Origin of the sequence: Neobacillus fumarioli NBRC 102428, assembly GCF_001591485.1 — a bacterium.
GTDB lineage: Bacteria > Bacillota > Bacilli > Bacillales > Cytobacillaceae > Neobacillus > Neobacillus fumarioli.
Window position 1 is genome coordinate 1 of the sequence record NZ_BCUZ01000035.1, and the last position, 25,215, is coordinate 25,215.

Genomic DNA, 25,215 nt, shown 5'->3' on the forward strand with positions numbered 1-25,215 from the left:
CAGGCTGACCAAGGTGCTTGCGCTTTTTCTTATTTTGGGTAAACTTTCTATAGAGGTGAGCATGCATGATTTATTTTTTAGTTGGAATTGCGGGGATTGTCGGGGCATTATTACGTTATTTTCTTGGCATTTACTTTAACCAATGGTGGTATCATGATTTTCCTTTAGCAACGTTTATAACGAATATGGCGGGTAGCATGGCTTTGGGCTGGCTAACGGCCTTTCTTCCACGCTACAAATTTATCCACCCTTATCTATTGACGGCATTAGGGACTGGATTGATAGGTGCATTTACAACATTTTCAACATTTAGTGTTGAAACCGTTCAATTAATAATGGACGCAAAATGGGGAACTGCTTGTGTTTATATTCTGTTTAGTGTTGTTGGCGGCTTGTTATTTTCGTGGCTGGGCTATCGATTGGGGAAAGCAGAGGAAAGGAGGTGGAATAAAGGATGATTCATCATATTGTAGCGGTTGCTGTAGGCGGTTTTTTTGGTGCGATCTCCCGGTTTGGTATCAGCAATTTGCTAAGAGCAAAATATCCCTCTGGGTTTCCAGTAGCTACCTTATGTATAAATGTAGTAGGTTCATTTCTGCTTGGACTCATCATTGGGGCTGGATTAGGGGATTCTTGGAAATTGCTTTTAGGGACAGGTTTTATGGGAGCCTTTACGACGTTTTCGACGTTCAAATTAGAAAGTATACAATTGCAAATGAATCGATACTGGAAAGTCATGATTTCGTACTTAGTCATTAGCTATACAGCTGGAATTATACTTGCTTTTGTCGGTATGAAGCTGGGGCAATTTTTTCGCTCATAAAAATACCAGCTTGCCCGGCTTTCTGATCATATAAAAAACCCCTTTCTTTAAGTGAAAGGGGGAACCATTAATAAGGATGATAAAAAAGTGAGTATTGTCCTGGACCGGTCAGGGCAACACCAATGGTCACAGCAATGAGGACAAAATTGTATTCAAATCCACCTTTATCAGCCCAATAACCGTTTTTACCGTGCACGGTTACGATGGCATCAATCATAATGATGACAATCAGGGCTGCACCCAGCCATGTAAGGTATCCTACCGTAAACAAAATCCCTCCAACAAGTTCAAATACTCCAGCATAGATCGCCCAGTATTTTCCTCCCGGCTTAATTCCGATGGATTCAAGCCATTGCCCCATTCCTGTTATTCCTGGTCCACCGAACCAGCCAAATAATTTTTGCATACCATGACCAACAAATGTAAGCCCAATGACTAAACGAATAATCAAAAGCCCAATATCCGCCATTCCTTTCCCTTCCTTCTAAAAACCAAATTTTTTTTATTATTTACTTAACATCATGTTTATTATACGGGAAGGTCTCTTATCAGGACAAATCATCGAATTCCTTAATTTTAATAAAATCCACTAGTTTTGGGTGTATGAAAAATAGGTATAGAAAAAGGGATATAAAAGAAAGATATTTTTAAAAAGGCGGATGTCATAAATGGAATCGAAGAATGATTTGCTAAGAGAATTGGCGAATATTGAAAAATGGGAAAAAGAACAAGGAAAAGCAGGGATATGGGAACGGATCGGGCGTTTGCCATTTCAAATCTTAGATAAATTGACTCCTCAATGGATCCATAACAAAGTGGGAACATTGCTTGAAGAACTGGGGGTTTACATTCAAACCGGCGGAAAGTATTTAGTCAATAAAAATAAACTGTATAAAATAATTGAAAAGAAAACAAACCGCCCGATTCATAGTCTTTCAGATGTGAAACGTATTCCTCTTCAATCAATGGAGGAAATCAGCAGGAGTGTATTGGAAAGCAGAAAGAATTTTGCAGCTATTCAGGGCGCAAGCACAGGAATTGGGGGGATATTTACACTTGCTATTGATATCCCTGCTTTATTGGCTGTATCCTTAAAAACGCTGCAGGAAATAGCTATCATTCATGGCTATGACCCGGATGAGAAAAGCGAACGGGCTTTTATGATTAAGGTTTTACAATTTTCTTTGGCAGAAGCAGTTAGTAAACGGGCAATACTTAAGGAGCTTTCCGATTATGGCGGAGGCCGGGCTGATCGAGTGGTATCGCAATTGAAGGGTTGGAGAGAGGTTGTTTATACCTTTAGGGATCAGTTTGGCTGGAAAAAGCTGTTTCAGGTGGTCCCGATTGCCGGAATGATTTTTGGCGCAATCACAAATAGGACTATGATCAGCGATCTTTCAGAGGCAGGGGTCATGTTTTATCGAAAAAGGGTTATTTTGGAAAGATTAGTTCATATAAATAAAACCACAAAGTGAAAATCTAGTGACAAGGGAATTAGAGGACATTTCTCTAATTCCTTTTTTCATACTATAAGGTGCGAAGTATGTCAGTTAATTAAACGTTTAATTAGATAATTGGGGAAACCCGTTACTTAGAGGTTTTGCACAAAGAACAGCTGTAATTTTTGTCAGTTAACTAAACGTTTGATTAACGTAACGAAGAGATCTTTTATGAATTTTCGGAAATATAGTCTTGTATTTTCAGAACTTTCTAATATCATTAGAAATAGGAAGATAATAGAAAATTGGAGGGGAAGGTATGTGGTTAGAGCCGAATGAAATAAAAGTGAAAATGGTTCAATATCTGGATGAAAACGGCAGGCTAATTAGTGGGGAAGCGGACATTACCGATGAAGAATTGGTGAGCTTGTACAAATGGATGGTTCAAGTACGGGTTTTTGATCAGCGGGCTTTGAAACTACAGCGTCAGGGGAGAATTGGCACATACGCACCGATGCTTGGGCAAGAGGCGGCACAAGTTGGAAGCGCTCGTGCGTTGGGTAAGCAAGATTGGATTTATCCAAGTTATCGTGAAGTGGGCGCCTGTTTCGTTCATGGATTTCCGATGAAGAATTTTTTTCTCTATACCATGGGAAATTTGAGGGGGGCCGATACAGAGGGAGCAAATGTATTTCCGATCCAAATCATCATTGCTGCCCAATGTCTTCATGCTGTGGGCGGTGCCTGGGCCGGGAAATACAATAAAGAAAATAGTGTGAGTGTGGCATATGTTGGGGACGGCGGCACATCTGAAGGAGATTTCCACGAGGCGTTGAACTTTGCTTCGGTTTACAAGCTGCCAATCATCTTTTTCGTACAAAATAATCAGTGGGCAATCAGCGTTCCACGCACCAAACAAACAGCCAGTAAGACCATTGCTCAAAAAGCAGTTGCCTATGGAATGGCGGGTATTCAGGTAGATGGAAACGATTGTTTAGCTGTTTATACAACAATGAAGCAGGCATTGGAGCGGGCACGGCAAGGGAACCCAGTACTTATTGAAGCTGTTACATATAGACAAGGGCCTCATACGACTGCAGATGATCCAACAAAATACAGAGATCTGCAAGAGTTAGAGCAGTGGATGGCGAAGGATCCTTTGAAGCGGATGAAGGCTTTTATTGTTGAAAAAGGCATTTGGAGCGAAGAGTTTGATCAAGCAGAATTTACAGCGGCAGAACAAAAAGTGACAGAGGCGTTTGAACTGGCTCTTCATACGCCAAAAAGTAAGATAGAGGAAATATTTGAGTTTGTTTACGAGCAAAAAACAAACCAGCTGATAGAGCAGCAACAAGCAGTAGCCGCTGAGGAGGTATTCTAATGCCGGCGATGACGATGATTGAAGCGATCAATTTGACATTAAGAAAAGAAATGGAACGGGACGAGCGAGTGATTTGCTTAGGGGAAGATATCGGGAAAAACGGCGGTGTGTTTCGGGCAACCGACGGTCTTCAGGACCTTTTTGGCGAAGACCGGGTAGTCGATACACCGATTGCGGAATCCGCTATTGTTGGTACGGCAGTCGGAATGGCAGCAAGGGGCTTGCGTCCGGTAGCGGAGATACAATTTTTCGGTTTTATTTATGAAGCGATGGACCAAATGGCAGCTCAGGCAGCAAGAATCCGGTTCAGGTCAGGAGGGAGAATCCGCGTTCCGCTTGTAATACGGGCTCCATATGGTGGTGGCGTGAAAACGCCGGAACTTCATTCTGATAGTTTAGAAGGCTTGTTTTTACACTCGCCTGGCTTAAAGGTGGTCATGCCCAGCTCTCCTTATGATGCGAAAGGATTGTTAACAGCAGCTATTCGCAATCATGACCCAGTATTGTTTTTGGAGCCCTTGAAGTTATATCGGGCTTTTAAGCAGGAAGTACCGGAGCAGGATTATATAGTAGAGATTGGTAAGGCTAATGTTTTAAAAGAAGGAGAAGATTTAACGATCATTACTTGGGGGCAGACTGTGCCACTTGTTAGCAAAGTGGCTGCAATGTGGGAGTCTAAGAAAAATGTTTCGATTGAAATCATCGATTTACGAACCATTTCACCGATCGATGAAGAAACGATCCTCTCTTCTGTGCAAAAAACAGGGCGGGCCTTAATTGTTCATGAAGCAGTGAAAACGGGAGGACCAGGTGCAGAAATTTCCGCCTTGATTAATGAAAAGGCTTTATTTCATCTCTCTGGGCCAATTATCCGGGTGGCAAGCTTTGATACACCATACCCGATCGCATCCGTTGAGGATGCCTGGCTGCCGAATGAGGAGAGAATTAATAGGGGTATTCAGGAAGTATTCGCGCATTAATTCGAGCTGTATCCGTGCGCTGATTAGGGCAGGTTATCTGTTAATAGAAGGTGGATATCTGCTGATAGAAGTTGATTATTCATAATAGAAGGGGAAATCCGCTGATACAGGCAGCTATCTACTGATAGGATGAGCTATCCGCCAATTGCGAGCGGCGGATCCGGGAGTTAGAAAAATAGAAATCAACTGAAACAAATCTATTTTTACAATAGGAGATGCATTTATTTATGGCATACGAGTTCCGCCTTCCCGATATGGGGGAAGGCTTGCATGAAGCGGAGATTCTTACATGGTTTAAAGCAGTGGGTGACTGTGTGAAAGAGAATGAAAATATGGTAGAGGTGCAAACGGATAAAGCAGTTGTGGAAATTTCATCGCCTGTAACAGGAATTATTCAGTCACTCAAGGCAGAAGTTGGGGAAGTTGTAAAGGTTGGCGAAGTTTTGTTTACTGTGCAGGAGGGAAATAAGGTTCAAGAGAAGTGGTCTCAAGAATTTCCTCATCACGACTTGCAGAATTCCAAACAAGCGTCGGTAGGAATTTTACCGAAGAAACGGGTAATTGCCGCGCCGTCGGTTAGAAAATTGGCAAGAGAACTTGGGATAGATATAACAGAGGTAACGCCGAGCGGAAAAGGTGGCAAGGTGACAGAGGAAGATGTTAGAAACTTTAAGGATCAGGTAGAAAAGGAGACAGCTGCGGCCATTGCTCCTATTAAATTAGAAGAGTCGTCCCCTCCCAGACCTGCCCCTTTAGAAGCATCTTTACTTAATGAAAGAAGAGAGCCGATCCGCGGATTGCGGCGCAAAATATATGAAAACATGAAACTTTCGAAATCTACCGCGATCCATTGCAGCGGCATGGATGAAGTCGTGATCACCAAATTGACAGCGCTTAAACGACAGCTCCAGCCGCACGTTGAAAAATCAGGAGTGAAACTGACATACCTTCCGTTTTTTGTGAAAGCAGCCGCAAAGGCGTTAAAACGCCATCCGATTTTTAATGCGACAGTAGATGATGAACGGATGGAAATTGTCTATAAGAAAGATATTCATATCGGTATTGCCATGGCGACAAGTGACGGCTTAGTTGTTCCGGTTATCAGGCATGCGGATCAAAAGGGTATTTTACAAATCGCCCAAGAGATTCAGGATCTTTCTCGTCGGGCAAGAGAGAAAAAGCTAAAGCCGCACGAACTTAGCGGCAGTACTTTCACCATTTCCAGCACAGGAGGAAAAGGCGGCTGGTTTGCGACACCAATCATCAACTATCCGGAAGTGGCAATACTAGGCGTTCACAGCATCAAGAAAAAACCAATCATTCAAGATGACCAAATCGTAATCGGAGAAGTCATGGGCATGTCCATCACCTTCGACCACCGCATCATCGACGGCTCCCCAGCAGGCGCCTTCATGGAAGAAATCCATACCTTCCTTGAAAATCCGGAATTATTTGTACTTTAAATGGTGTCAGGCACCGCTCGTGGACAAATTGGCATTTTGTCCGTCTGGGGTGGACATTAGTTTTTATTAGAGGAGGGAGTAGCGGTTGAATTTATATGCAGAGTTGTTGAGGATTATTGGGGATAGTGAAAGGGTTTCGGTGAATGCGACGGTGTTGGAGCAGCATGGCAAGGGTGTGGCTTATCATGATCTACATTTGCCGGACGTGGTGGTATTCCCGGTTTCGAAGGAGGAGATTGTGGAGGTTGTCAAGTTCGCCAATCAGCATTCGATTCCAATTGTGCCGTTTGGTGCAGGCTCAAGTTTGGAGGGGCAGATTATTCCGGTTACTGGAGGAATCAGTCTTAATTTGACATTGATGAATCAGATTCTTTCAATCCGGTCGGATGATTTTATTGCAGTCGTACAGCCGGGCGTGACGAGAAGTCAATTAAATCAGGCATTAAAGAAATATGGCTTGTTTTTTCCCACTGATCCGGGGGCAGATGCGACCATTGGCGGGATGGCAGCTACGAATGCCAGCGGCACCAATAGTGTGAAATATGGGGTCATGCGTGATCAGGTGCTTGGTTTCGAAGTCGTCCTGGCAGATGGTTCTATTATTCGGACAGGGGGATATTCGTACAAATCATCCGCCGGTTATAATTTAACCGGGCTGTTTGTTGGCTCCGAAGGAACATTGGGCGTATTTACAGAAGTCATATTGAAGCTGCACGGCATACCTGAGGAGACATCTGATGTAAAAGTAACCTTCCCATCGATTGAGGCAGCAGGAGGAGCTGCGAATCTCTTGTTAAAAGCTGGGCTGTCGATTGGAAAAATTGAATTAGTTGATGATAAAACCATTAAAGCGGTCAATGCCTATAAAGGAACATCCTATCGTGAAGAGCCGACACTGTTCATAGAACTTAGCGGCAGTAAACCGGATGTTGAAAACAGCATGTCGATTGTTCATGAGATTGTCCATGATGAACATTGTGTCTCTTTTGAATTTGAAAATGATTCACTGAAAAGAGCCCAGCTTTGGGAAGCCCGCCATCAAGCTGCATTGGCGATCATGGCTGCCAATCCGGGGAAGGGACATATGGTAACAGATGTCTGTGTCCCGCTTTCAGAGTTGGTTAATGCCTTAAAGCACACAAGAAAAACCGTTGATAAATATGGAATTGACGCGGTTATTTTCGGGCATGTCGGGGACGGAAATTACCATGCTGTTTTTTCTGTCGATACCAATAACGAGGAATACATGAAGAAGGTAAAGGAAGCCCACAAAGAAATCGTTCAGTTCGCCTTGTCCAAAGGAGGAACCTGCACGGGTGAACACGGAGTAGGTATTGGTAAGAAGTCGTTCCTAGTCGAAGAACATGGGGATTCGCTCTTCATCATGAAAGGTATCAAAGCACAACTGGATCCTAACAATATTTTCAATCCAGGGAAAGTATTTGATAGTATTCCTGTTAGATCTTAATAGAAAAAGAGTGCAAGCCGGCTCCTGTTGAAGTCGGCTTGCGGTCTTCAAGCGCACCAGTGGGCTATTCATTTTTTACAGTTTGCGACTTTTATTTCACTGATTTTCGAATAAAAAACCTATGAAAATAAGAGTAAGGTCAAATTCAATTAAACGTTTGATTGAAGGAGAATAATCGAAAATAATGTCATTTCCCGAGAAATAAAGTGGGTTTTTGTAAAGGGATGTCGATTTTTCTGTCATTGCATTTTAAATGTAAACCATCACATTATATCATCTATTATTTTTGCATTTTTGACGAACGAGTCTGAACCTTCTCCTCACTTTATAGGGCTTTTTTATGTTTTATTAGTGAAAATAAGGAATATATAGATTGAATCTGAGATTAAAAAATCTGTGAACGTTGAGGTTACTTGTTTAATGAATTAGCCAAAAAGGTGATATTCGACAAAATAATACCTTAGCAAAAGGGGACTCATTAAATGTTTTTTGGATAAGTTTCGGATTACGTGTTTTGTTGCCGAACCGGTGCCTGTATGGGCACAGCAAAAGTTGCTCCACTTGAGCCTCCATGATGATGAATCATATGATGAGGATGATAGTGAGGATGGTAGTGATAGTACAATGACAAAGGAGATCCGTATCCCATATGGGTTCCGTAAGGATAGGGGTTATAGCCTGTTCCATAATGGGGATACATATAAGTTCTTAATTCTGGATTCATGTTTTCACCTGCTTTTTTGAAAATATTTAGCAACAGGAATTTTATCATTCAACTTCTTCTTGAGCATAATGTGATTCCCTATATAGTAAATGAATTTTTCTTATAAGTTGTTTGGATATTTGTAGGACTAATTCAAAATCTTTTATTGGGAAATGCTACGATAAACTACATGAGACACCTATAGGCTAAGAAAAGGGGTATTTAAAGACATAAGTCATGAAAGATGGGCTAGTCTAAATCTAGCCCGTGTAGTTTTGTTAGATTGGATTCTTGTGAAAGGGAAATTTTGTTAAAAACTATTTTTTATCGATTACCTATTACAGGTTCGCCAGTTGTAGCATTAAGGAACAGTTTGGGGTTACGTGGTCCTTTTTTAAAATCAAATATATTGTTCATGCTGCCAGCTTGAGCGTCTAAAGAAGTTCCGCCAATTCGGCCTAAATTCCAGTTATCTTCAATAAACTTAACGATGGAAGTTTGATTTGTTAAAGTATGGTCAACAAAGTTGCTCTTTGCATATGGTGATATCACTAATAGAGGTAATCTTGGACCATAGCCATTTTGACCAGACGCAACGCTCCGACCGTTGGATGGAGCATAAGCATGATCATACCATCCATCGGAATCATCATAGGTTATAATTACTGCGGTATCTTTCCATTCAGGAGTTTTTTCAAGCTTGTTGATTGTGTCGACAATAAATCTTTGTTCATCGAGTGGGTCTGAATAACCTGCATGACCGTCCTCATACATTGGTGCTTTTAAATAGCTAACACTTGGCATGTTACCTGCATCGACAGCTTTCCAGAAATCATTGATATCATACTGATGGTTTGCCTGATCTGATTTACCGATCATGGCTGTTGAGCTTGGTGGTTTATGATCCGGATTTGCTGTTGAGGCATAATATTGGAACGGCTCATGGTGGGGACTGTAGTCTTTAACAGAGCTTCCACCAACATTGGTATGAGTAGCAGATGGATTTGCAAAGCCACCCTCGAACCAGCCCCATGTAATACCTTTAGCATTAAGCAGATCGCCAATATTTTTATTGACATTTTTCATTTGAAGAGTATAGCTTTTTTTACTTGAAGCATGGTCTAAATGGGGGTCGGCATCCCCAGTAACCATACCGTTTTCAAATAAATTATAAACATCGCTTGTCACGGGTTGACCATTTTTATCAAACAATTCTGCCCCCCGGGTGTTACCGGAAATGACGTTTAACGCGCCTGGAGTAGATGGCCCGTATACTGTTCCAAAGAAATTGTCACTCATCGCAAAGTTTTGAGCATAATTCCACATCGCTGTAACGGTATTTCCATCGTAATAGTCCATGACAATATTATTACCGCCTCCAGTGCCAGTAACAAACTTATCCATTTTTCCACCATCGACTGCATCCAATTCACTTTGATAGCTGTGATCCATATCAGGTGTCATTGCTTGCGAACGATCGAGGCGAACAGGATTTGCACCGTTTGGATTATTGGTAATTAAGTTTGTTTTAGAGATACCGGGTTGTGATCCATTGTAATCCTTTGGTGTTAATAAATTGTTCACCTCAGGTGTATTTTTCTTTGCAAAAAATTGAGGTTTTTCTTTAACATTTAGCGCATAGGGGTAGGTACCGAAGTAATGGTCAAATGAAACATTTTCACCAAAAATAACAACAACATGTTTTATTGGTGTAGTTGTTGTTGTTTTGCCGGATTTTGCATTAACACTCACTTTATTAGATGCTGATGTATGGACCTGTATTTCATCCTTGTTCGGTACCTGGGCGTTTGTAACAATCGGAGTAACCGTTAAAATCGTACCTAGTGCCGCTGCACTTAGAACATTAATGACTTTAGCCAAATTTTTCCTTTTTACTACTATACCCCCTAATCGATATCCTTAATTACATACCTTACTCTACTTTGCAGCTTTAAACTCCTTGTTAAGCTAGTATTAAGTATCGTAAAGGGCATATTAATTTTTCGTAAATCGTAGGTGCCGCTGTTTTTAGAAACATATTTCGAAGAAGAAGTAGTTTAACAAACTCTTAACGTTCTATATGTGTAGACTTTACAAATCTTTATTAACTTAGGAATAAATAAAAGCACTATTAGGAGGAGGAGCTACTAAGACTATATTTCATTTACCATGGAGTTTGGACGTTTTTGGAGTGCCTAATGGGCCATCTTATTTTTTCTAAAGTTTTTCCATAACGAGTTAAACACAAATCTGATGAAAAAATTAGAGGAGATGAAAATAACCAAAAAAATTCGTAAAAATCTTTTAAACCGAAAACGGACAACTCGTTTAGCAATTGCAACTGTTGTCTGTGCAGGAGTACTTGGATTTTCCGGCTTTACAATGGCAACCAATTTGTTTACCTCTCCTCATGCAGGCCCACAAGCCGATGGAACCTCTGTTACTCCTGTAGGATGGAAAGTTACCCCTGTCGGTATTCAACAGAAAGCTGGATACTTTCCCGTCAATGCTGTCCTGTCACCAGATGGTTCAGCGGTAGTGGTTCCGAACATTATTCACGACCAAAATGGAAAGCAGACTGTACAGGTTATGGATGCAAAGAATGGCAGCGTACTGTAAGTCGTAGAGCTTGATGGTAATGCTGGTCAAGGTGTTGCACCAGGTATTACTTTTAGCCATGATGGGACGCATGTATACCTTGCAGCAGCCAATAAAGATACTGTTGTGGTATTTGGATGGGACAAAAGTGTACATAAATTATCCCTCGAAAAAACGCTCTCGCTTCCACAAGGAACTTATCCTCAAGATGTAGCTGTTTCGAAGGATGATCGGACCATTTATGTAACAGGGCAGCTTAGTAATAAACTTGTTGCAGTAGATGTTGCTACAGGTAAAACCTCTCAAGCAAATGTTGGCGCTTATCCATTTGCTGTTGTAGTTTCAAAGGATGGAAAGACGGCATATGTCAGCAATCAGGGTGACAAGACGTTATCCGTGATGAGTGTTGATGGACTTTCTGTTACCCCTAGGAGCACTATTACTGTTGGCACCCATCCAAACCGCATGTTAATCGATGCACAGCACAATCGAATGTTTGTTGCAAATGGGGACAGCGACTCTATTTCCGTTATTGATATGACTAAAAATACTGTTACCAACACGATCTCTGTTCAGCCGTTCCGCGGTGCACACGCCGGGACTCAACCAAATAATTTAGCCTTGTCTTCCAACGGTAATACCTTATATGTAACGAATGGCGGCAATAACGATGTGGCCGTAATAAATGTCTCTGATAAAGAAAAATTTGGCCGAATCGAGGGATTGATTCCTACTGGTTGGTATCCGATAGGAGTCCAAGTGACACCGGACAATCAATTGTTAATCACAAGCGCTAAAGGTCTGGGTACTGGACCAAACAAAGGAACGGATCCATCCAATCCAAACAATCATCCGTATATTGAAAATCAGCTTCTGGGAACTTTAGAGATTGTTCCATCGCCATCTGAAGATAAGCTAGAAAAATATACAAAGCAAGTAAATGACAATAATGGTTTTAAGCAACAAAATAAAGTGCGTGGATTTAATAAGGAATCTACCGGTACCATTGTACCTCGTTTTGTAGGAGAATCTTCACCAATCAAGCATATTATTTACATTGTTAAAGAGAACCGTACTTATGATCAGGTGCTTGGTGACCTGAAAAATCCGGATGGTACACCACGTGGAAACGGTGATCCTTCCATTACCCTTTTCGGCAATAGTAGTGATGATGAACAATCAGTAGATTGGTAATCGTCTTTTATAAATTTAATCTGTCAGGGTCCTGGTCAATTCCTTGGGCCCTGAAATCATTTAGCAGTAACTATGACGTTTTATATAAGGATGAATTTTGAAATAGTTTATTTTTTATCATAGGTAGAAATCTCTCTATTTGAGCATACTGTAATAATAAGTATGTTCTAGGGGGGATTGGGTGAAGGGGTTAACGAAATTATCGGATCTTTGTTGGGAAGGGCTTACTTTAAAACATGTTTCGCACAGAAAAATTGTTGTTCCCTATCTTATGTTTACCTTCACGGCGCTTTTATTTGAGCTATTTTTGATAGTGATTTACGGCTTAACAGCGTGTTTGCTTTATAAGTACGGATTAAGCCCTAACCTCGTATTCTATATCAGCGGCCCAGTGTTGATCATCATGCTTGGCTTAACGACGACAGTTTTGGTTTCTATTATTAGGAATGGAAGAATTACTTGTTAATTTTGATTTTTTAAAAAACTGTTTAGTTGAAGAAGGACAAAACTTATCAAAGGAGATGGAAGAATTGTCCTTCAGGGAGCCTATGAAGGCCAAAACATATTAAAAGAACAAGAAAAATGTCCTTCATTATGATGAAGGACAGTATATATAAAGGGAGCTATCGATCCAACTATATCTCTTTATTCATAATAAGCCCATTGATGGACCCCAACAATATTAAAGTTCTTCCCTAAGATTCTACTAATTCTCTTTTTAGACACTACCATGCCACACCATTCGTAAATCCCATTTGTAGTGATTTTTCGATCTGGAAACAGCATCCTATACTCTTTCACGCTTCGCAAAACAGCCGCTTCCACCGTTTCCTTGTGATTGCAATCGCCACATATGCACATTTTTCCTTGTACTGAAATAGAGAAGGATGTGCAAAGTGCACAAGTAAACCATTTTCGTAAATTTTCATATTTATATGATGGCAGCCTAGAATAAGGAGACTCATTAATATGCAGGGAAATCAATTTTTCTGCTAGTCTCTTATGCCCTTCATTCAGTTTGGAAGAAATCATATTTAATTTATTTAAATAACGATTTACCTGATTGGGAAAAATAATCTGTTCGGTACGAGGGGCTTGGTATAGAGTAAATAGGGGATTCATAAAAACAACTCTAGATTCAATAGGGGTATTTATCTTCAAACTATGAAGCAGCTGGCGGAGTAAGGATGTACATCGTTCCAATTGCAGCAATGGATCCCTTCGTTCGGTACCATTTGATAGATAGAATCTTTTATTTTCAAAATAGCAATCGTCTTCGAAATTTTTTACTTCATTCAAGTAAAACAATTTTTGCAATAGAATTAACGAATCAATCTGGAACTTCGAACCGTTGAATTCAAGCAATAGGTCGTTTAATATCAAACATTCGCATTGCAACTTTTCGGTTAATCCAGCGAACATTGTCTCCCCCTCATAGCCTTTTTTCAGATTGAAATAATTTTGTTTATCTGCCGGGGACAAATTCATACGCGTATTTAAGAATTCCAATAGTACCAATTCAGCCGGTTTCATTAGTGGTTTGTACAGCATAAGTCACAACCTCTCCAAAATTTTTAAAAATACAATTTTATTTTAATGGAATTTTTTCCAGTATTCCAGTTGAAACTAACCATTACCTGTGATATAGTAATGAAGTCCAATAATTGACCAAAAAACTAAAATGGTCAATAAGGAGTGGGAACAATGGCGACAGATCGGCGTAAGATGATTGTGGAAGCAGCAGGGAAGTCTTTTTCAATGTTTGGTTATAAAGCGACGACAATGGATCAGGTGGCAAAGCTCGCAGGCGTTGGTAAAGGGACTATTTACACCTTCTTTAAAAATAAGGAAGAGTTATTTGAAGAGATCGTTTCATCATTATTAAAAGAAATGAAAGCTGAGGCAGAGGCTGTCATTCAGCCGGAGTTGCCGTTTGCGGAAAATGTCCATCGTGCTTTATACCGTTTGTTAGAATTCCGTTCTCACCATCAGCTGATGATTAAGCTCATTCAGGAAGAAAAAGAGATGGGCACCTTGGCTGTTTCGGAAATGCTCCAACATATTGAGAGTGAAATCATAGCCTATTTAAAGGAGAAAATGAAAGCTGCAATTGCCAAAGGTGCCATTCCTGCATTTGACCCTGAAATCACTAGTTTTTTACTGTTTAAAATGTATATTGCGCTTGTGTTTGACTGGGAAAAAAACCACGAACCATTAAGCTCTGAACGAATTGCCGAAATCATGAAGGCGCTTTTGCTCAAAGGATTATCACAATGATGATTCTTTCTTTTTTAAGAAAAATGACTATTTGACGATTTTAGTCATAATAAAATTTGAAGGGGTGGACAATTATGAAAGCTTTAGCATTATTGAAAAGTGAAATCATGCAAATCCTCCATAAACGGAAACTACTGATTGCTATCATTGGCGTTATGACAATTCCTGTGCTATACAGCGGCACTTACCTTTGGGCCTTCTGGGACCCATATGCCCATTTGGACAGAATGCCAGTGGCGATTGTTAATAATGACGAAGGTGCCACCTATAATGGTCAGGAGTTAACGATTGGAAAGGATTTAGTGAAGAATTTAAAGAAGAAAGATAGCTTTAACTGGCATTTTGTTAGTGCCAACAGAGCAAAAGAAGGTTTAAAACAGCAAGATTATTATTTAGAAATTGAAATTCCAAAAGATTTTTCAAAAAACGCAACGACATTGCAAAGCCATCATCCGAAAAAATTAGAGCTGATCTATACTGTAAATGAAGGCTATAACTACTTATCATCCAAAATCGGCGATTCAGCGGTTGAAAAAATAAAAGAAGAAGTTTCAAACTCTGTCACGAAAACATACGCTGAATCGATGTTCAACAATTTAAAAGACGTTGCCAAAGGACTGAATAAAGCAAGTGACGGTGCGGGAGACCTTTATAAAGGGATCCGTGATGCCAAAGATGGGGCCGGGAAATTAGCGGAAGGAATCACTTCAGCTAAAAGGGGCACAGACCAATTAACAAATGGGGCAAAATCCGTTCAAACCGGAGCTCAAACAATGGAGCAAAAGCTCGAAGTTTTGGCTGAAAAATCAACAGTCTTTTCACAAGGGATTCAATCTGCATCTTCCGGTTCGCAGCAGGTTCAAAGCGGATTGCAGCAATTTGGAGCAGGACTTGTGCAAATGAAGGATGCCAATACTAAGCTGTTAGAAGGCGCGAACCAAGCAGAAGCGGGTGGCAAGCAAATATCTGGTGGATTAGATGAAGCAGCCAAGAATCTACCTGACTTGCAAAGTGGTGCCAAACAGCTTTCAGATGGTGCTTTGAAACTCTCTGCTTCCATTGATCAATGGAAAGCAGGAGCCGACAAAGCAAAGACAAGTGCTGATTCTGTCAATCAAGGATTACAGAAGCTCCTTGATCAAGTAAGCCAGATGGAGGACAAAACCGCTGATCCGTTGGAAAAAGCAAAACTAGATGTTTTAAAAACCAGCCTGGCAAAATTGTTGCAAGGAAGCCAGCAAGTTGCTTCTAGTGTAGGTGATTTAGCGGGCATTACGGCGCAAATAAAGCAAGGTTCTGATTCACTAGAATTTGGTTCTGTCCGGTTGAATCAAGGACAGGACAAATTGGCCGCAGGGCTCAACCGATTATCTGATGGTGCCAAACAACTTGTCAGCGGTCAAGACCAATTAACACAAGGACTTACCCAATTCGGTTCAAAGCTTGATGAAGCTCAAAAAGGATTCAGCCAACTTGAAAATGGTAGTTTAGCGCTAACAACAGGACTCGGGCAATTAGCATCAGGTTCTTCCCAATTTGTGAATGGTACGAATAAACTGGCACAAGGTTCAAAACAATTAACTGATGGTAGTTCTGCTCTATATAACGGTCAAAAAGACTTACAAAATGGAATAACCCAGCTGGCGAATGGTTCTGCTGATTTAACTGGCGGAATGGGAAAATTAGTAGACGGCTCAAAACAATTGAGTGATCAATTGCATAATGGAGCTAAAGATGCTAATGATATCAAAGCAAACGACCGTGTTTACGACATGTTTGCTAAACCGGTCAACCTTAAAGATGAAAGAATGAATTATGTTCCAAATTACGGCAGCGGCTTGGCGCCTTATTTCTTGTCACTTAGTCTATTCGTCGGCGCTCTTATGCTTTCCGTTATTTTTCCAATGTATAAACCGGCTGCAGAGCCAAAGAGCGGTTTCAGTTGGTTTATTGGCAAAACAGGGATTATTCTGGCAGTAGGGGTTGGTCAGGCGTTATTAGCTGATGCCGTATTGCTGCTTGGTCTCGGATTGGAAGTGAAAAGTGTTCCATATTTTATTATGCTGAGTATTTTTGCCAGCTGGACATTTATGGCGATCATTCAATTCCTTGTGGCAGCTTTGGATAATCCTGGACGTTTCATTGCTGTTATCATTTTGATTTTGCAATTAACAGGAAGTGCAGGAACCTATCCGATTGAACTTAGTCCGAAGTTTTTACAAATGATTACGGATTACTTGCCGATGACCTATACCATTTCAGGTTTCAGGTCAGTCATCTCCACAGGAGATTATAGCTTCATGTGGAATAATATCAGGCATCTTGGCATTTTCTTTATGGCATTCCTTGCTGCAACATTCACATTCTTTACTGTGAAATTAAAACGCCTGCGGAAGATGGAAATGGCTTAAAAACTGTTTTTGGTTTGTGATCGGCGAATTGAATATTAGCAACAAAAGAGGCTGACCCAAAAGGTCGATAAAATCGACTTTTTAGGGCTCAGCCTTTTCTTTAGAATATTTATTGGATATTATTGGTTGTAATTAGTGCACAGAAGATAATTCCCCCTGAATTATTCCTCCGCATTGTGGTGTTTTCCACGTTTTCAAATTGTGAGCAACACAAATAAGACTGCATTTCACCGTTATCTTTGCGGGAATATTTGATTGAACAGTATTAATGTATTCTGGATTTAGAAATGTTTGTTTATTAGCTACAACATTAAAAGTGTATAAATCTTCTATCATATAGTTCCTTCTTTCTGTTTCTTTGGTGAAACACTTGACTCAAACATCCTCTGTGTTTGAGTCAAGAAGACTGATTTCTAACATTATTAGCATACTTTTTTATTGATATTGCTTGATCTGGTCCTATTTTTTTTCAATACTATTGTTAATTGTCCTATTAAAGCTACTAATACTAGGACACCAGCTGCAAACGGTAATTGAGAAGGTGTTAATCCCATTAGTATAATACCTCCTCCAAGCGCTGATCCAACAGAGCTTCCTAAATAATTTGCGGAACTATTTAAGGCAACAGCAGCCGAACCATTATTTGGTTGAGATTGGAGTAGTACATGTTGTTGTGGAGCCTGCGATGCCCAGCCCGTTGCTCCCCAGAGAAAAAAAGGTAAAAAAGTGAGTATAGGAATGTTAAGGGAGGCTGGTAGAATGAAAAAAGAAACAGCCAATATAGTTAAAATACCGGCCATAAGAAGTGACGGACGTCCAGTCCTATCAATAAGAGTTCCAATAAAAAAGCTTCCAATGACTCCACCAATTCCCCAAGCCCATAAATAGGGTGTTATATTGTTGATTTTAGCCAGATCATGTAATACCGATGACGTGTACGTATAAAGCCCTAAACTTGCAACACTGGTCAAAAAAGTAATTCCAACGGTTGCTGAAACCTGTTTATTCGTTATCATTCTAAACCGTTGACTTAGTGATGGTGGTGCAGAGGCTTTAAAGTTTGGAAACCAAATAATAATTCCGATCATTGCAATAATTCAGATTACAGTAACTAACCAAAGGGTTCCCTGCCAAGCGAAATGTTCGGCAACCATTAAGCCAATAGGAACTCCTATAATAGTTCCTATACTCATTCCTCCAAGTATCATACCCAATGCTCGACCTCTTTTTTGTTCAGAAACAAAGGAAGATGCTGAAGATGCAGCCAGTGGAGAATAAAGTCCAGCGCCAATACCTGCCACTGCTCGAGATATTAATAATGTATAAAAATTAAAAGACAGTGCGCTAGCTGCATTAGCTACAGAAAATATTGCTAATGCTAAAACTAATACCTTACGGGCGGGTTTTTCTGCCAATAATGTTGCAAAAATTGGTGCAGCTAATGCGTAACAAAGGGTAAATGCACTTACGGCTAAACCTGTCTGTGAATCAGATAAACTAAATGTTTTCCCAATATCGGGCAATAACCCAGCTATTACATAGGCATCAAACCCAAGAGCAAACATGCCTATAGTGAGTAGTAAAACTTTTTGCATAGTAAATCCTCCTCATATTCTTTTGAAAGATTCTTCACCTTAAAATTTCATTAGATAATCCCTGTGTAATAAGGTTTTCTTGAAGCATTTGTTATAATTTCATGAGTATCGATATCTGAAAGGGTACCAAAAGTTTCAGTTGGATGGAAATATCAATATTCTAGATGGGTATAACAAAAGGTTAGATCAAGAGAGGTATGAAATAATGAATATCGAATGGTTACAAAGCTTTTCAGAAGCGGCCAGGCAAAAAAGTTTATCGAAAGCCGCTAAAGTTCATAACATATCCCAACCTGCTCTACGTAAACATATTAAGAATCTAGAACATTATCTTGATGTAGTATTATTCCATAGGACACCATCTGGGATTGAATTAACAGAAGCAGGCGAACGCTTCTACGCTAAAATTATTCCTGTTCTAAATGAAATGACTAAAATTTGTGCAGAAATACGTCAATATAGCCAGACCTCTCCTATAGCTTTAGGAAGCCTACACAGTCTTGCAACTTACTATTTACCTCCTAAAATAAGAGGCATTAAGATTTTAGGCCGACCAATTACGTTAATGATTCAAAATACTTCTAAAGAACTGCTACAGTCATTGCATGAAGATAGGCTCAATGCAGTTATTATTGATTCAATTTATACAGATGAGTCTTTATGGAATTGTGAATTATTTACAGAACCCTATTATGCAGTCTTTCCATTGGAACATCGTTTTCGGTCGAAAAAAACAGTTGATCTTTCTGAACTATGTAATGAACCATTGATTGTTCACCAGTCACCATGTGATACAAGGGAACACATTATTGAACAAATGGCGCTAATTGGCAAAAAACCCAACATAGTAAATGAAGTGGCTTTTGGAGATTTCATTTTTGGAGTCGTAACGGCTGGAATGGGGATAACTATTGTACCTAAACTGTTGGCTAAACACATTAGTCATCAACAACTTTTCACGTTACCAATAACCAATTTTGGACGAAATAGAACAATTTCATTAGCAACAAAAAATTCGAAAATAGGATCTCAACTTTTTCAGCTTTTATCACAGTTTGAAATTCCGAGTAAAAAACCGACCTGAATTTTTTAGCTTAATAAAAATTCAAGAAACAAAAAAGAGGGGACCCCAAAAGTATATCTTTTAAGGACACCCTCTTTTTATGCATAGAAGTTATTATTGATCGTTCCTAGTTCCGGCAATAAGTGTTAACATCGGCACTTCGCCTTTTTTTACTTTGCTTTTATGCACTGTCTTCCTTGAATATTCTTTGACCTCTGGTCTTTCTGCACTGTTGATCGTGTACTCTTCCATCAGCCCGATAAACGCTCCCATCAATAGGAGAACGACGGAAGCAGCCATAAATCCGATTCCCATACTAATAAGGAGGTAACCGCTTTCATGGGTGTGGTTAAAAATTCCGAATAAGAGAAAGATTAATCCTGAACCGCTGCCATAGGCTGCCAATGAATGAAAGGATTCTAAAATTTTAAAGTGTTTCTTATCCATTTTTATCACTCCCCCCTTACTGAATATTCTATCAATTGTCACAAATTTGTCAAACTTTTTTTACAATAATTTCCGTGGTAAATAAATGGTATGTAATGGGGTGTTAAAAAGCGGTATAATATAATTTTAGTCAAATAAAAACGGGACCTATTTAGGTCCCGCCAAACATGTTAACGGTTTCGATTTTGTAAATTTTGCTGCGCCATTTTTACAAGCTCGCGAACCATGCTGCCGCCGAGACGGCCGCCGACTTTTCCAGCCTGTTCCGAAGTAAGCTGTCCGTTGTATCCCTTTTTCAAAGGAACACCTATTTCTTCCGCGGCTTCAAATTTGGCCGCTTCAGGGCTTGAGGACTGAACCACTCGCGCCTTTAATTGATCAAGCCCCGCTCTTGCCTCGGGTACAAGAATTTTATTTTTTCTGGCCATCAACATCCCTCCTTACCGTTAGAATTTCCAAAAAATCATCTGCTGTACACTGGATAATTTCTTCAAGCTACAGTATAATACTTGGTAATTAGTCAAAAATATTCTATGAAAAAGAGAGTAGTTACCTGGGAAGTGAAAGCGAGCCGGGAGTGGTGGAAGCCTGGTACGGAACAGATAATGAAGCGCACTTTGGAGAAGCATGCCTGAACTAAAGAGTAGGGTATGCCGGAGATTCCTCCGTTACAAAGGAAAGCTGGTTCGTTTCGAACAATTAGAGTGGTACCGCGGGATAACTCTCGTCTCTTTTCACAGAGGCGGGGGTTTTTTGCTGTTTATCAATATAAGGAGGTTTTAAAGTGAATTTTAAGAAAGAACTTGCGGGAATTTTGTATGAAGCGCTTGAAGGAGAGATTTCAGTTGAACAGCTGGAACAAGCAATAGAGAAACCGAAAAACCAATCCCTTGGAGATTTGGCGTTTCCGTGCTTTTCACTGGCAAAATTAAAACGGAAAGCACCAAATTTGATTGCAGAGGAATTAAAGGAAAAGATTCAGTCGCCGACATTTGAAAAAGTGGAAGTCGTCGGGGCTTATTTGAATCTGTTTTTGAATAAAAAGCTTGTATCAGAAAAAGTGATTAGCCAGATTATGACAGAAGACAGCCATTACGGCGATCAGAATTTTGGTGTCGGCGGCAATGTGACAATCGATATGTCTTCCCCGAATATTGCTAAACCTTTTTCGATGGGGCATTTGCGTTCAACTGTCATTGGTAATGCGATCGCGAAAATTTTAGAAAAATGCGGCTATAAGCCCATTAGAATTAACCATTTGGGCGATTGGGGCACCCAATTCGGCAAATTAATCGCAGCTTATAAGCATTGGGGCGATGAAGAAAAGGTCAAACAGAACCCAATCAAAGAGTTATTGGCCCTGTATGTTCAATTCCATGCGGAAGCGGAAATGAATCCCGCTCTTGAGGATGAAGGACGCAGCTGGTTTAAAAAATTAGAGGACGGCGATGAAGAAGCGCTGAGCCTGTGGCAATGGTTCCGTGATGAGTCATTAAAAGAATTTTCACGAATTTACGAGTTGATGAATGTGGAATTCGATTCGTTTGCGGGGGAAGCCTTTTATAATGATAAAATGGACCGCGTCATTAAGCTGCTAGAAGAGAAGAATCTGCTTGTTGAATCTGACCAGGCACAAGTAGTTGAACTAACTGAGGAAGAGTTGCCGCCATGTTTAATTAAAAAATCCGATGGCGCCACTCTTTATGCAACCCGGGATTTAGCAGCAGCCCTTTACCGCAAGGAAACGTACGATTTCGTCAAATCGTTATACGTAGTAGGGCATGAACAAAGCCTTCATTTCAAGCAGCTCATTGCTGTATTACGGAAAATGGGCTATGACTGGGCTGATAACATGGTTCACATTCCATTTGGCATGATGCTAAAAGACGGTAAAAAAATGTCCACCCGTAAAGGAAAAGTTGTCCTTTTAGAAGAAGTATTAAATGAGTCGATTGAAATGGCTCGCAGCAATATTGAAGAAAAGAATCCGAATCTGGCAAATAAAGATGAAGTGGCCAAACAAGTAGGGGTTGGCGCAGTCATCTTCCATGATTTAAAAAATAACCGGATGAATGATATTGAATTTTCTTTAGAGGAAATGCTGCGTTTTGAAGGAGAAACAGGCCCTTATGTCCAATATACATTTGCGAGAGCCTGCTCGATATTGCGAAAAGGCGACTGGACAAAAGACGCTTCCAGTCAGGCTTCCTATCATTCTACATGGGAGAAAGAATGGAAGGTTGTCTCAATGTTAATGGAATTCTCAAATGCAATCAAACGGGCCTGCGAGAATTTCGACCCTTCACAAGTAGCAAAATATATTGTTGATCTGGCACAAAGTTTTAATAAATATTATGCTGAAGTAAAGGTTCTTGAAGATAGCGAAGAGAAACAGGCACGTTTGGCACTTGTTTACAGTGTGACGGTTGTTCTGAAGGAAGGCTTGCGCCTCTTAGGAATTGACGCCCCTGAGGAAATGTAAGGCATTTTACTTAAAAATTGGGTGTATTTCAGTTACAATATGGCTATAAGTGATGAGGAGGGCAAAAAGATGAGCGATTTGTTATTGAAAAGCTTTGAATTAACAAGGAATAATGTTGTGAAAGAAATTGATGGATTAACAGAAAGCACAGCAGATGTACAGCCCGAAGGATTTAATAACACCATTCACTGGCATATTGGACATATCTTAACAGTTGCCGAACAGTTCATGTTCGGGTTCCCGAAAAAATCTACTCACTTACCATTTAATTATCTAGAATTATTTGGAAATGGGACTAAACCGGCTGATTGGCAAGGGGATGTTCCGTCCGTTCAAGAATTAACTGCTCAGCTAAAAGAACAGTTGAAACGAATTAAAGAAATTCCGGCGGAACAGTTTAATGAGCGCTTGAAAACACCATTTTTAGGGCAGGAAACCTTTGGCGAGCTGACCAGTTTTGGTATTTTCCATGAAACCTATCATCTTGGGCAAATTCATGCGATGAAACGGATCGTTGGAGCCACACAGGCAACAAAATAATCTATCTGACAGCTTCTTGTCACCCCGGGCATTCGGGCTGATGAAGAAGCTTTTCTTTTTTAGTTCGTAGTAAAAAGGCCAGCAGGGATTTATTTTATTCATAATTGCCTTATTTTCGCCAAGAATATAAAGTATACCCTATATTTTAAGAAAATACTTCATCTTGCTATCACCTTATGATAAAATCAATCGGTAATTTAATTCAGGTGGGTGAGGGGTTTGCTTTCTTCAATTAAGCGGATTTTAATTGGACGTCCGCTAAAATCAACAGATTTAGGCGAACATAAATTGAATATTTTAAAAGCATTAGCGGTTCTTTCTTCCGATGCCTTATCATCTGTTGCGTATGGGACCGAGCAAATTTTGATCGTTCTGGCAACAATTAGCATAGTTGCCTTCTGGTACTCCATCCCCATAGCTGTTGGTGTATTGTTTCTATTAGCCGCACTGATTTTATCTTATCGGCAAATTATTTTTTCTTATCCTCATGGCGGGGGAGCCTATGTTGTCTCGAAGGAAAACTTGGGAGAGAAACCAGGTCTGATTGCCGGGGGATCTTTACTTGTTGATTATATTTTAACCGTGGCAGTAAGTGTTTCCGCAGGTACGGACGCGATTACATCGGCGTTTCCGGCAATGCACCAGCATAAAGTCTTAATTGCCTGTGTACTGGTTGTAATCATTACGATCTTAAACCTAAGGGGATTAACGGAATCTGCAACGATTTTGGCTTATCCAGTTTATTTATTTGTCCTGGCGATTTTGATTTTAATTATCATGGGCATTTTTAGAATTGCTACAGGTCATGTTCCGGCAAGTTCTCATACACCTCTTGGGACGCCGGTGTCAGGTATTACATTATTTTTGCTGCTGCGCGCTTTTGCTTCGGGCTGTTCCGCATTAACCGGGGTAGAGGCAATTAGTAATGCCATTCCGAATTTCAAGGATCCGGCTCCAAACAATGCCGCGAAGACTCTTATCTTAATGGGGTCGATTTTGGCTTTGTTATTCTCGGGTATTACGTTTTTAGCCTATTATTATGGGATTAGCCCAAATGCAACAGAAACAGTTGTTTCGCAAATTGCAAGGGAAACGTTTGGGCGAAATTATCTTTACTTTTTTGTTCAAGGAACAACAGCATTGATTTTAGTTCTGGCTGCAAATACCGGTTTCTCCGCCTTTCCGATGTTGGCATTTAGTCTTGCGAAAGATAAATATATGCCGCGGATGTTTACGATCAGGGGTGATCGTCTCGGCTATTCAAATGGAATTGTGTCCTTAGGGATTGCTTCGATTCTGCTTATTATTGCGTTCAAAGGAGAAACAGAGCATTTAATTCCGCTTTATGCAGTTGGTGTATTTATTCCGTTCACCTTGTCGCAAACAGGGATGATCCTAAAGTGGCTGCGTGAGAAACCGGCCGGTTGGACCGCAAAGCTGGCTGCAAACCTCGTAGGGGCGCTGATTACCCTAACGGTCCTGCTTATTTTCTTTATTACAAAGTTTGGGCAGGTATGGTTTGTGTTTATCTTTTTACCATTAATGGTGATTCTCTTCTTAAGAGTCAATAAACATTATGAAGCAGTCGGCGAACAGTTAAGAGTTCATCCGGAGGAAACGATTCCACCGATTGAAGGCAATGTCATCATTGTTCCTGTTGCCGGAATTACGAAAGTAGTGGAAAATTCGATAAACTATGCAAAATCATTAACCGACCAAATCTTTGCGGTGTATGTCTCTTTTGACCGTGAGGATGAAAAACAGTTTGCAGAAAGATGGCAAAAGTGGCAGCCCGATGTCCGGCTTGTGACATTACAGTCGCGCTACCGCAGTATTTTACAGCCATTATCTAAATTTATTGATACGGTTGAACATAAAGCGCAGGAAAACCATTACCAGGTTACGGTGTTAATTCCGCAATTCATTCCGAAGAAGAGCTGGCATAATATATTGCATAATCAATCAAGTTTGTTGATTCGGACCTATCTGCTTTATAAAAAGAACGTCATGTGTCCACTTTACCGTATCAATTTAAGCGGTAAAAAATAGAGATGACTTAAGGTGCTTGATGGTATAATAATTATAAGTGAATATGAAGAGTTTTCTAGGGTTCGGTGACCAGCATTAGGTCAGTCTGGACCCGAGAGAAAACGCACGGAATTTATCTGTGTACACGGAAGGATAAAAGCCTGGGAGTTAATAATCGTTTTATCGATATTTCTCCTGGGCTTTTTTATATAGAAGGCTCTGTTAAAGGTGGATGTTGATTTTATGGGATTGAAAAATAGGCGGAAAGATTCCTGCTAAATCAGGAAGTTCATAAAAATACCTATAAATAAGCGGATTTTTTT

At 40.2% G+C, this 25,215-nt stretch carries 21 protein-coding genes, 2 pseudogenes, 1 riboswitch and 1 other annotated feature; of the genes and pseudogenes, 16 read left to right on the forward strand and 7 right to left on the reverse strand.

Annotated elements, in window-relative coordinates:
• Nucleotides 1-65 precede the first annotated feature (65 nt).
• Together crcB (BFU02S_RS07765) and crcB (BFU02S_RS07770) are read left to right on the forward strand one after the other, a co-directional pair.
• Nucleotides 66-458: a fluoride efflux transporter CrcB gene (crcB, locus tag BFU02S_RS07765; RefSeq protein WP_066368799.1), complete on the forward strand. Its 393-nt coding sequence runs from the start codon at nt 66-68 to the stop codon at nt 456-458.
• Entirely contained in the window at nt 455-823 is a 369-nt protein-coding gene (crcB, locus tag BFU02S_RS07770; protein ID WP_066368802.1) for a fluoride efflux transporter CrcB, read from the forward strand. The genes crcB (BFU02S_RS07765) and crcB (BFU02S_RS07770) overlap by 4 nt, the downstream gene beginning before the upstream one ends.
• Nucleotides 824-890: 67 nt before the next feature.
• Here the strand turns inward: crcB (BFU02S_RS07770) and BFU02S_RS07775 are convergent, their stop codons facing one another.
• Nucleotides 891-1,292 (reverse strand): DoxX family protein, encoded by a 402-nt coding sequence (locus tag BFU02S_RS07775; protein WP_066368804.1) that lies wholly within the window; start codon nt 1,290-1,292, stop codon nt 891-893.
• Between the two features lie 199 nt (nt 1,293-1,491).
• Between BFU02S_RS07775 and BFU02S_RS07780 the strand changes: the two genes are divergently transcribed.
• The 5 genes from BFU02S_RS07780 to BFU02S_RS07800 all read left to right on the forward strand — a co-directional run bounded on the left by BFU02S_RS07780 (nt 1,492) and on the right by BFU02S_RS07800 (nt 7,554).
• A complete protein-coding gene (locus BFU02S_RS07780; RefSeq protein WP_066368810.1) occupies nt 1,492-2,298 on the forward strand; it encodes an EcsC family protein in 807 nt (268 codons plus the stop codon).
• A 283-nt stretch (nt 2,299-2,581) separates the two neighbouring features.
• Nucleotides 2,582-3,643 (forward strand): pyruvate dehydrogenase (acetyl-transferring) E1 component subunit alpha, encoded by a 1,062-nt coding sequence (gene pdhA, locus BFU02S_RS07785; RefSeq protein WP_066368815.1) that lies wholly within the window; start codon nt 2,582-2,584, stop codon nt 3,641-3,643.
• Nucleotides 3,643-4,623, forward strand: a complete 981-nt coding sequence (locus tag BFU02S_RS07790; RefSeq protein WP_066368819.1) for an alpha-ketoacid dehydrogenase subunit beta — start codon at nt 3,643-3,645, stop codon at nt 4,621-4,623. The genes pdhA and BFU02S_RS07790 overlap by 1 nt, the downstream gene beginning before the upstream one ends.
• Nucleotides 4,624-4,850: 227 nt before the next feature.
• Nucleotides 4,851-6,086 (forward strand): dihydrolipoamide acetyltransferase family protein, encoded by a 1,236-nt coding sequence (locus tag BFU02S_RS07795; RefSeq protein WP_066368821.1) that lies wholly within the window; start codon nt 4,851-4,853, stop codon nt 6,084-6,086.
• 85 nt (nt 6,087-6,171) lie between these two features.
• Entirely contained in the window at nt 6,172-7,554 is a 1,383-nt protein-coding gene (locus BFU02S_RS07800) for an FAD-binding oxidoreductase (RefSeq protein ID WP_066368822.1), read from the forward strand.
• 505 nt (nt 7,555-8,059) lie between these two features.
• Here BFU02S_RS07800 and BFU02S_RS16685 read toward each other — a convergent pair.
• Nucleotides 8,060-8,278: a hypothetical protein gene (locus BFU02S_RS16685; RefSeq protein WP_157075878.1), complete on the reverse strand. Its 219-nt coding sequence runs from the start codon at nt 8,276-8,278 to the stop codon at nt 8,060-8,062.
• Between the two features lie 303 nt (nt 8,279-8,581).
• Nucleotides 8,582-10,138: a phospholipase C gene (locus BFU02S_RS07810; protein WP_066368824.1), complete on the reverse strand. Its 1,557-nt coding sequence runs from the start codon at nt 10,136-10,138 to the stop codon at nt 8,582-8,584.
• A gap of 372 nt (nt 10,139-10,510) precedes the next feature.
• Here BFU02S_RS07810 and BFU02S_RS07815 point away from each other — a divergent pair, with 372 nt between their 5' ends.
• The 3 genes from BFU02S_RS07815 (at nt 10,511) to BFU02S_RS07825 (ending at nt 12,515) form a co-directional block, all read left to right on the forward strand.
• Nucleotides 10,511-10,876: a hypothetical protein gene (locus BFU02S_RS07815; protein ID WP_066368825.1), complete on the forward strand. Its 366-nt coding sequence runs from the start codon at nt 10,511-10,513 to the stop codon at nt 10,874-10,876.
• A gap of 45 nt (nt 10,877-10,921) precedes the next feature.
• A complete protein-coding gene (locus tag BFU02S_RS07820; protein ID WP_084361033.1) occupies nt 10,922-12,049 on the forward strand; it encodes a YncE family protein in 1,128 nt (375 codons plus the stop codon).
• Nucleotides 12,050-12,230: 181 nt separating this feature from the next.
• Nucleotides 12,231-12,515 (forward strand): hypothetical protein, encoded by a 285-nt coding sequence (locus BFU02S_RS07825; protein WP_066368830.1) that lies wholly within the window; start codon nt 12,231-12,233, stop codon nt 12,513-12,515.
• Between the two features lie 179 nt (nt 12,516-12,694).
• On the opposite strand, the gene BFU02S_RS07830 is transcribed toward BFU02S_RS07825, so the two are convergent.
• On the reverse strand, nt 12,695-13,600 hold the full coding sequence (locus BFU02S_RS07830; protein WP_066368839.1) for a nuclease-related domain-containing protein: 906 nt from the start codon (nt 13,598-13,600) through the stop codon (nt 12,695-12,697).
• A gap of 153 nt (nt 13,601-13,753) precedes the next feature.
• Between BFU02S_RS07830 and BFU02S_RS07835 the strand changes: the two genes are divergently transcribed.
• A complete protein-coding gene (locus BFU02S_RS07835; RefSeq protein WP_066368841.1) occupies nt 13,754-14,326 on the forward strand; it encodes a TetR/AcrR family transcriptional regulator in 573 nt (190 codons plus the stop codon).
• A 74-nt stretch (nt 14,327-14,400) separates the two neighbouring features.
• Nucleotides 14,401-16,737: a YhgE/Pip domain-containing protein gene (locus BFU02S_RS07840; RefSeq protein WP_066368843.1), complete on the forward strand. Its 2,337-nt coding sequence runs from the start codon at nt 14,401-14,403 to the stop codon at nt 16,735-16,737.
• A 422-nt stretch (nt 16,738-17,159) separates the two neighbouring features.
• Here BFU02S_RS07840 and BFU02S_RS07850 read toward each other — a convergent pair.
• Nucleotides 17,160-18,332: pseudogene (locus tag BFU02S_RS07850) on the reverse strand (MFS transporter).
• Nucleotides 18,333-18,537: 205 nt separating this feature from the next.
• On the opposite strand from BFU02S_RS07850, the gene BFU02S_RS07855 reads away from it, so the two are divergent.
• The gene (locus BFU02S_RS07855; RefSeq protein ID WP_066368846.1) at nt 18,538-19,416 is read left to right on the forward strand and encodes a LysR family transcriptional regulator; all 879 of its coding nucleotides are present in this window, start codon (nt 18,538-18,540) and stop codon (nt 19,414-19,416) included.
• 93 nt (nt 19,417-19,509) lie between these two features.
• On the opposite strand, the gene BFU02S_RS07860 is transcribed toward BFU02S_RS07855, so the two are convergent.
• Together BFU02S_RS07860 and BFU02S_RS07865 are read right to left on the reverse strand one after the other, a co-directional pair.
• Nucleotides 19,510-19,842: a hypothetical protein gene (locus BFU02S_RS07860; RefSeq protein WP_066368847.1), complete on the reverse strand. Its 333-nt coding sequence runs from the start codon at nt 19,840-19,842 to the stop codon at nt 19,510-19,512.
• Nucleotides 19,843-20,012: 170 nt separating this feature from the next.
• Complete coding sequence (locus BFU02S_RS07865; protein ID WP_066368848.1) at nt 20,013-20,270, reverse strand: alpha/beta-type small acid-soluble spore protein; 258 nt, start codon at nt 20,268-20,270, stop codon at nt 20,013-20,015.
• Nucleotides 20,271-20,366: 96 nt separating this feature from the next.
• Nucleotides 20,367-20,577 (forward strand) — a binding site (T-box leader).
• A 49-nt stretch (nt 20,578-20,626) separates the two neighbouring features.
• Between BFU02S_RS07865 and argS the strand changes: the two genes are divergently transcribed.
• From argS to kimA, 3 genes and pseudogenes are all read left to right on the forward strand, one after another.
• On the forward strand, nt 20,627-22,324 hold the full coding sequence (argS, locus tag BFU02S_RS07870) for an arginine--tRNA ligase (protein ID WP_066368849.1): 1,698 nt from the start codon (nt 20,627-20,629) through the stop codon (nt 22,322-22,324).
• Nucleotides 22,325-22,393: 69 nt separating this feature from the next.
• Complete coding sequence (locus BFU02S_RS07875; RefSeq protein ID WP_066368853.1) at nt 22,394-22,864, forward strand: DinB family protein; 471 nt, start codon at nt 22,394-22,396, stop codon at nt 22,862-22,864.
• A gap of 219 nt (nt 22,865-23,083) precedes the next feature.
• Nucleotides 23,084-24,906, forward strand: a pseudogene (gene kimA / locus BFU02S_RS07880) (potassium transporter KimA).
• 51 nt (nt 24,907-24,957) lie between these two features.
• Nucleotides 24,958-25,062, forward strand: a riboswitch (guanidine-I (ykkC/yxkD leader).
• Nucleotides 25,063-25,215 lie beyond the last annotated feature (153 nt).

Excerpts from the sequence above, each read along its gene's own strand:
- crcB (WP_066368799.1), top strand. The coding sequence starts at position 66 with ATGATTTATTTTTTAGTTGGAATTGCGGGGATTGTCGGGGCATTATTA.
- crcB (WP_066368802.1), top strand. The coding sequence starts at position 455 with ATGATTCATCATATTGTAGCGGTTGCTGTAGGCGGTTTTTTTGGTGCG.
- BFU02S_RS07775 (WP_066368804.1), bottom strand. The coding sequence starts at position 1,292 with ATGGCGGATATTGGGCTTTTGATTATTCGTTTAGTCATTGGGCTTACA.
- BFU02S_RS07780 (WP_066368810.1), top strand. The coding sequence starts at position 1,492 with ATGGAATCGAAGAATGATTTGCTAAGAGAATTGGCGAATATTGAAAAA.
- pdhA (WP_066368815.1), top strand. The coding sequence starts at position 2,582 with ATGTGGTTAGAGCCGAATGAAATAAAAGTGAAAATGGTTCAATATCTG.
- BFU02S_RS07790 (WP_066368819.1), top strand. The coding sequence starts at position 3,643 with ATGCCGGCGATGACGATGATTGAAGCGATCAATTTGACATTAAGAAAA.
- BFU02S_RS07795 (WP_066368821.1), top strand. The coding sequence starts at position 4,851 with ATGGCATACGAGTTCCGCCTTCCCGATATGGGGGAAGGCTTGCATGAA.
- BFU02S_RS16685 (WP_157075878.1), bottom strand. The coding sequence starts at position 8,278 with ATGAATCCAGAATTAAGAACTTATATGTATCCCCATTATGGAACAGGC.
- BFU02S_RS07815 (WP_066368825.1), top strand. The coding sequence starts at position 10,511 with ATGAAAAAATTAGAGGAGATGAAAATAACCAAAAAAATTCGTAAAAAT.
- BFU02S_RS07830 (WP_066368839.1), bottom strand. The coding sequence starts at position 13,600 with ATGCTGTACAAACCACTAATGAAACCGGCTGAATTGGTACTATTGGAA.
- BFU02S_RS07835 (WP_066368841.1), top strand. The coding sequence starts at position 13,754 with ATGGCGACAGATCGGCGTAAGATGATTGTGGAAGCAGCAGGGAAGTCT.
- BFU02S_RS07840 (WP_066368843.1), top strand. The coding sequence starts at position 14,401 with ATGAAAGCTTTAGCATTATTGAAAAGTGAAATCATGCAAATCCTCCAT.
- BFU02S_RS07855 (WP_066368846.1), top strand. The coding sequence starts at position 18,538 with ATGAATATCGAATGGTTACAAAGCTTTTCAGAAGCGGCCAGGCAAAAA.
- BFU02S_RS07860 (WP_066368847.1), bottom strand. The coding sequence starts at position 19,842 with ATGGATAAGAAACACTTTAAAATTTTAGAATCCTTTCATTCATTGGCA.
- BFU02S_RS07865 (WP_066368848.1), bottom strand. The coding sequence starts at position 20,270 with ATGGCCAGAAAAAATAAAATTCTTGTACCCGAGGCAAGAGCGGGGCTT.
- BFU02S_RS07875 (WP_066368853.1), top strand. The coding sequence starts at position 22,394 with ATGAGCGATTTGTTATTGAAAAGCTTTGAATTAACAAGGAATAATGTT.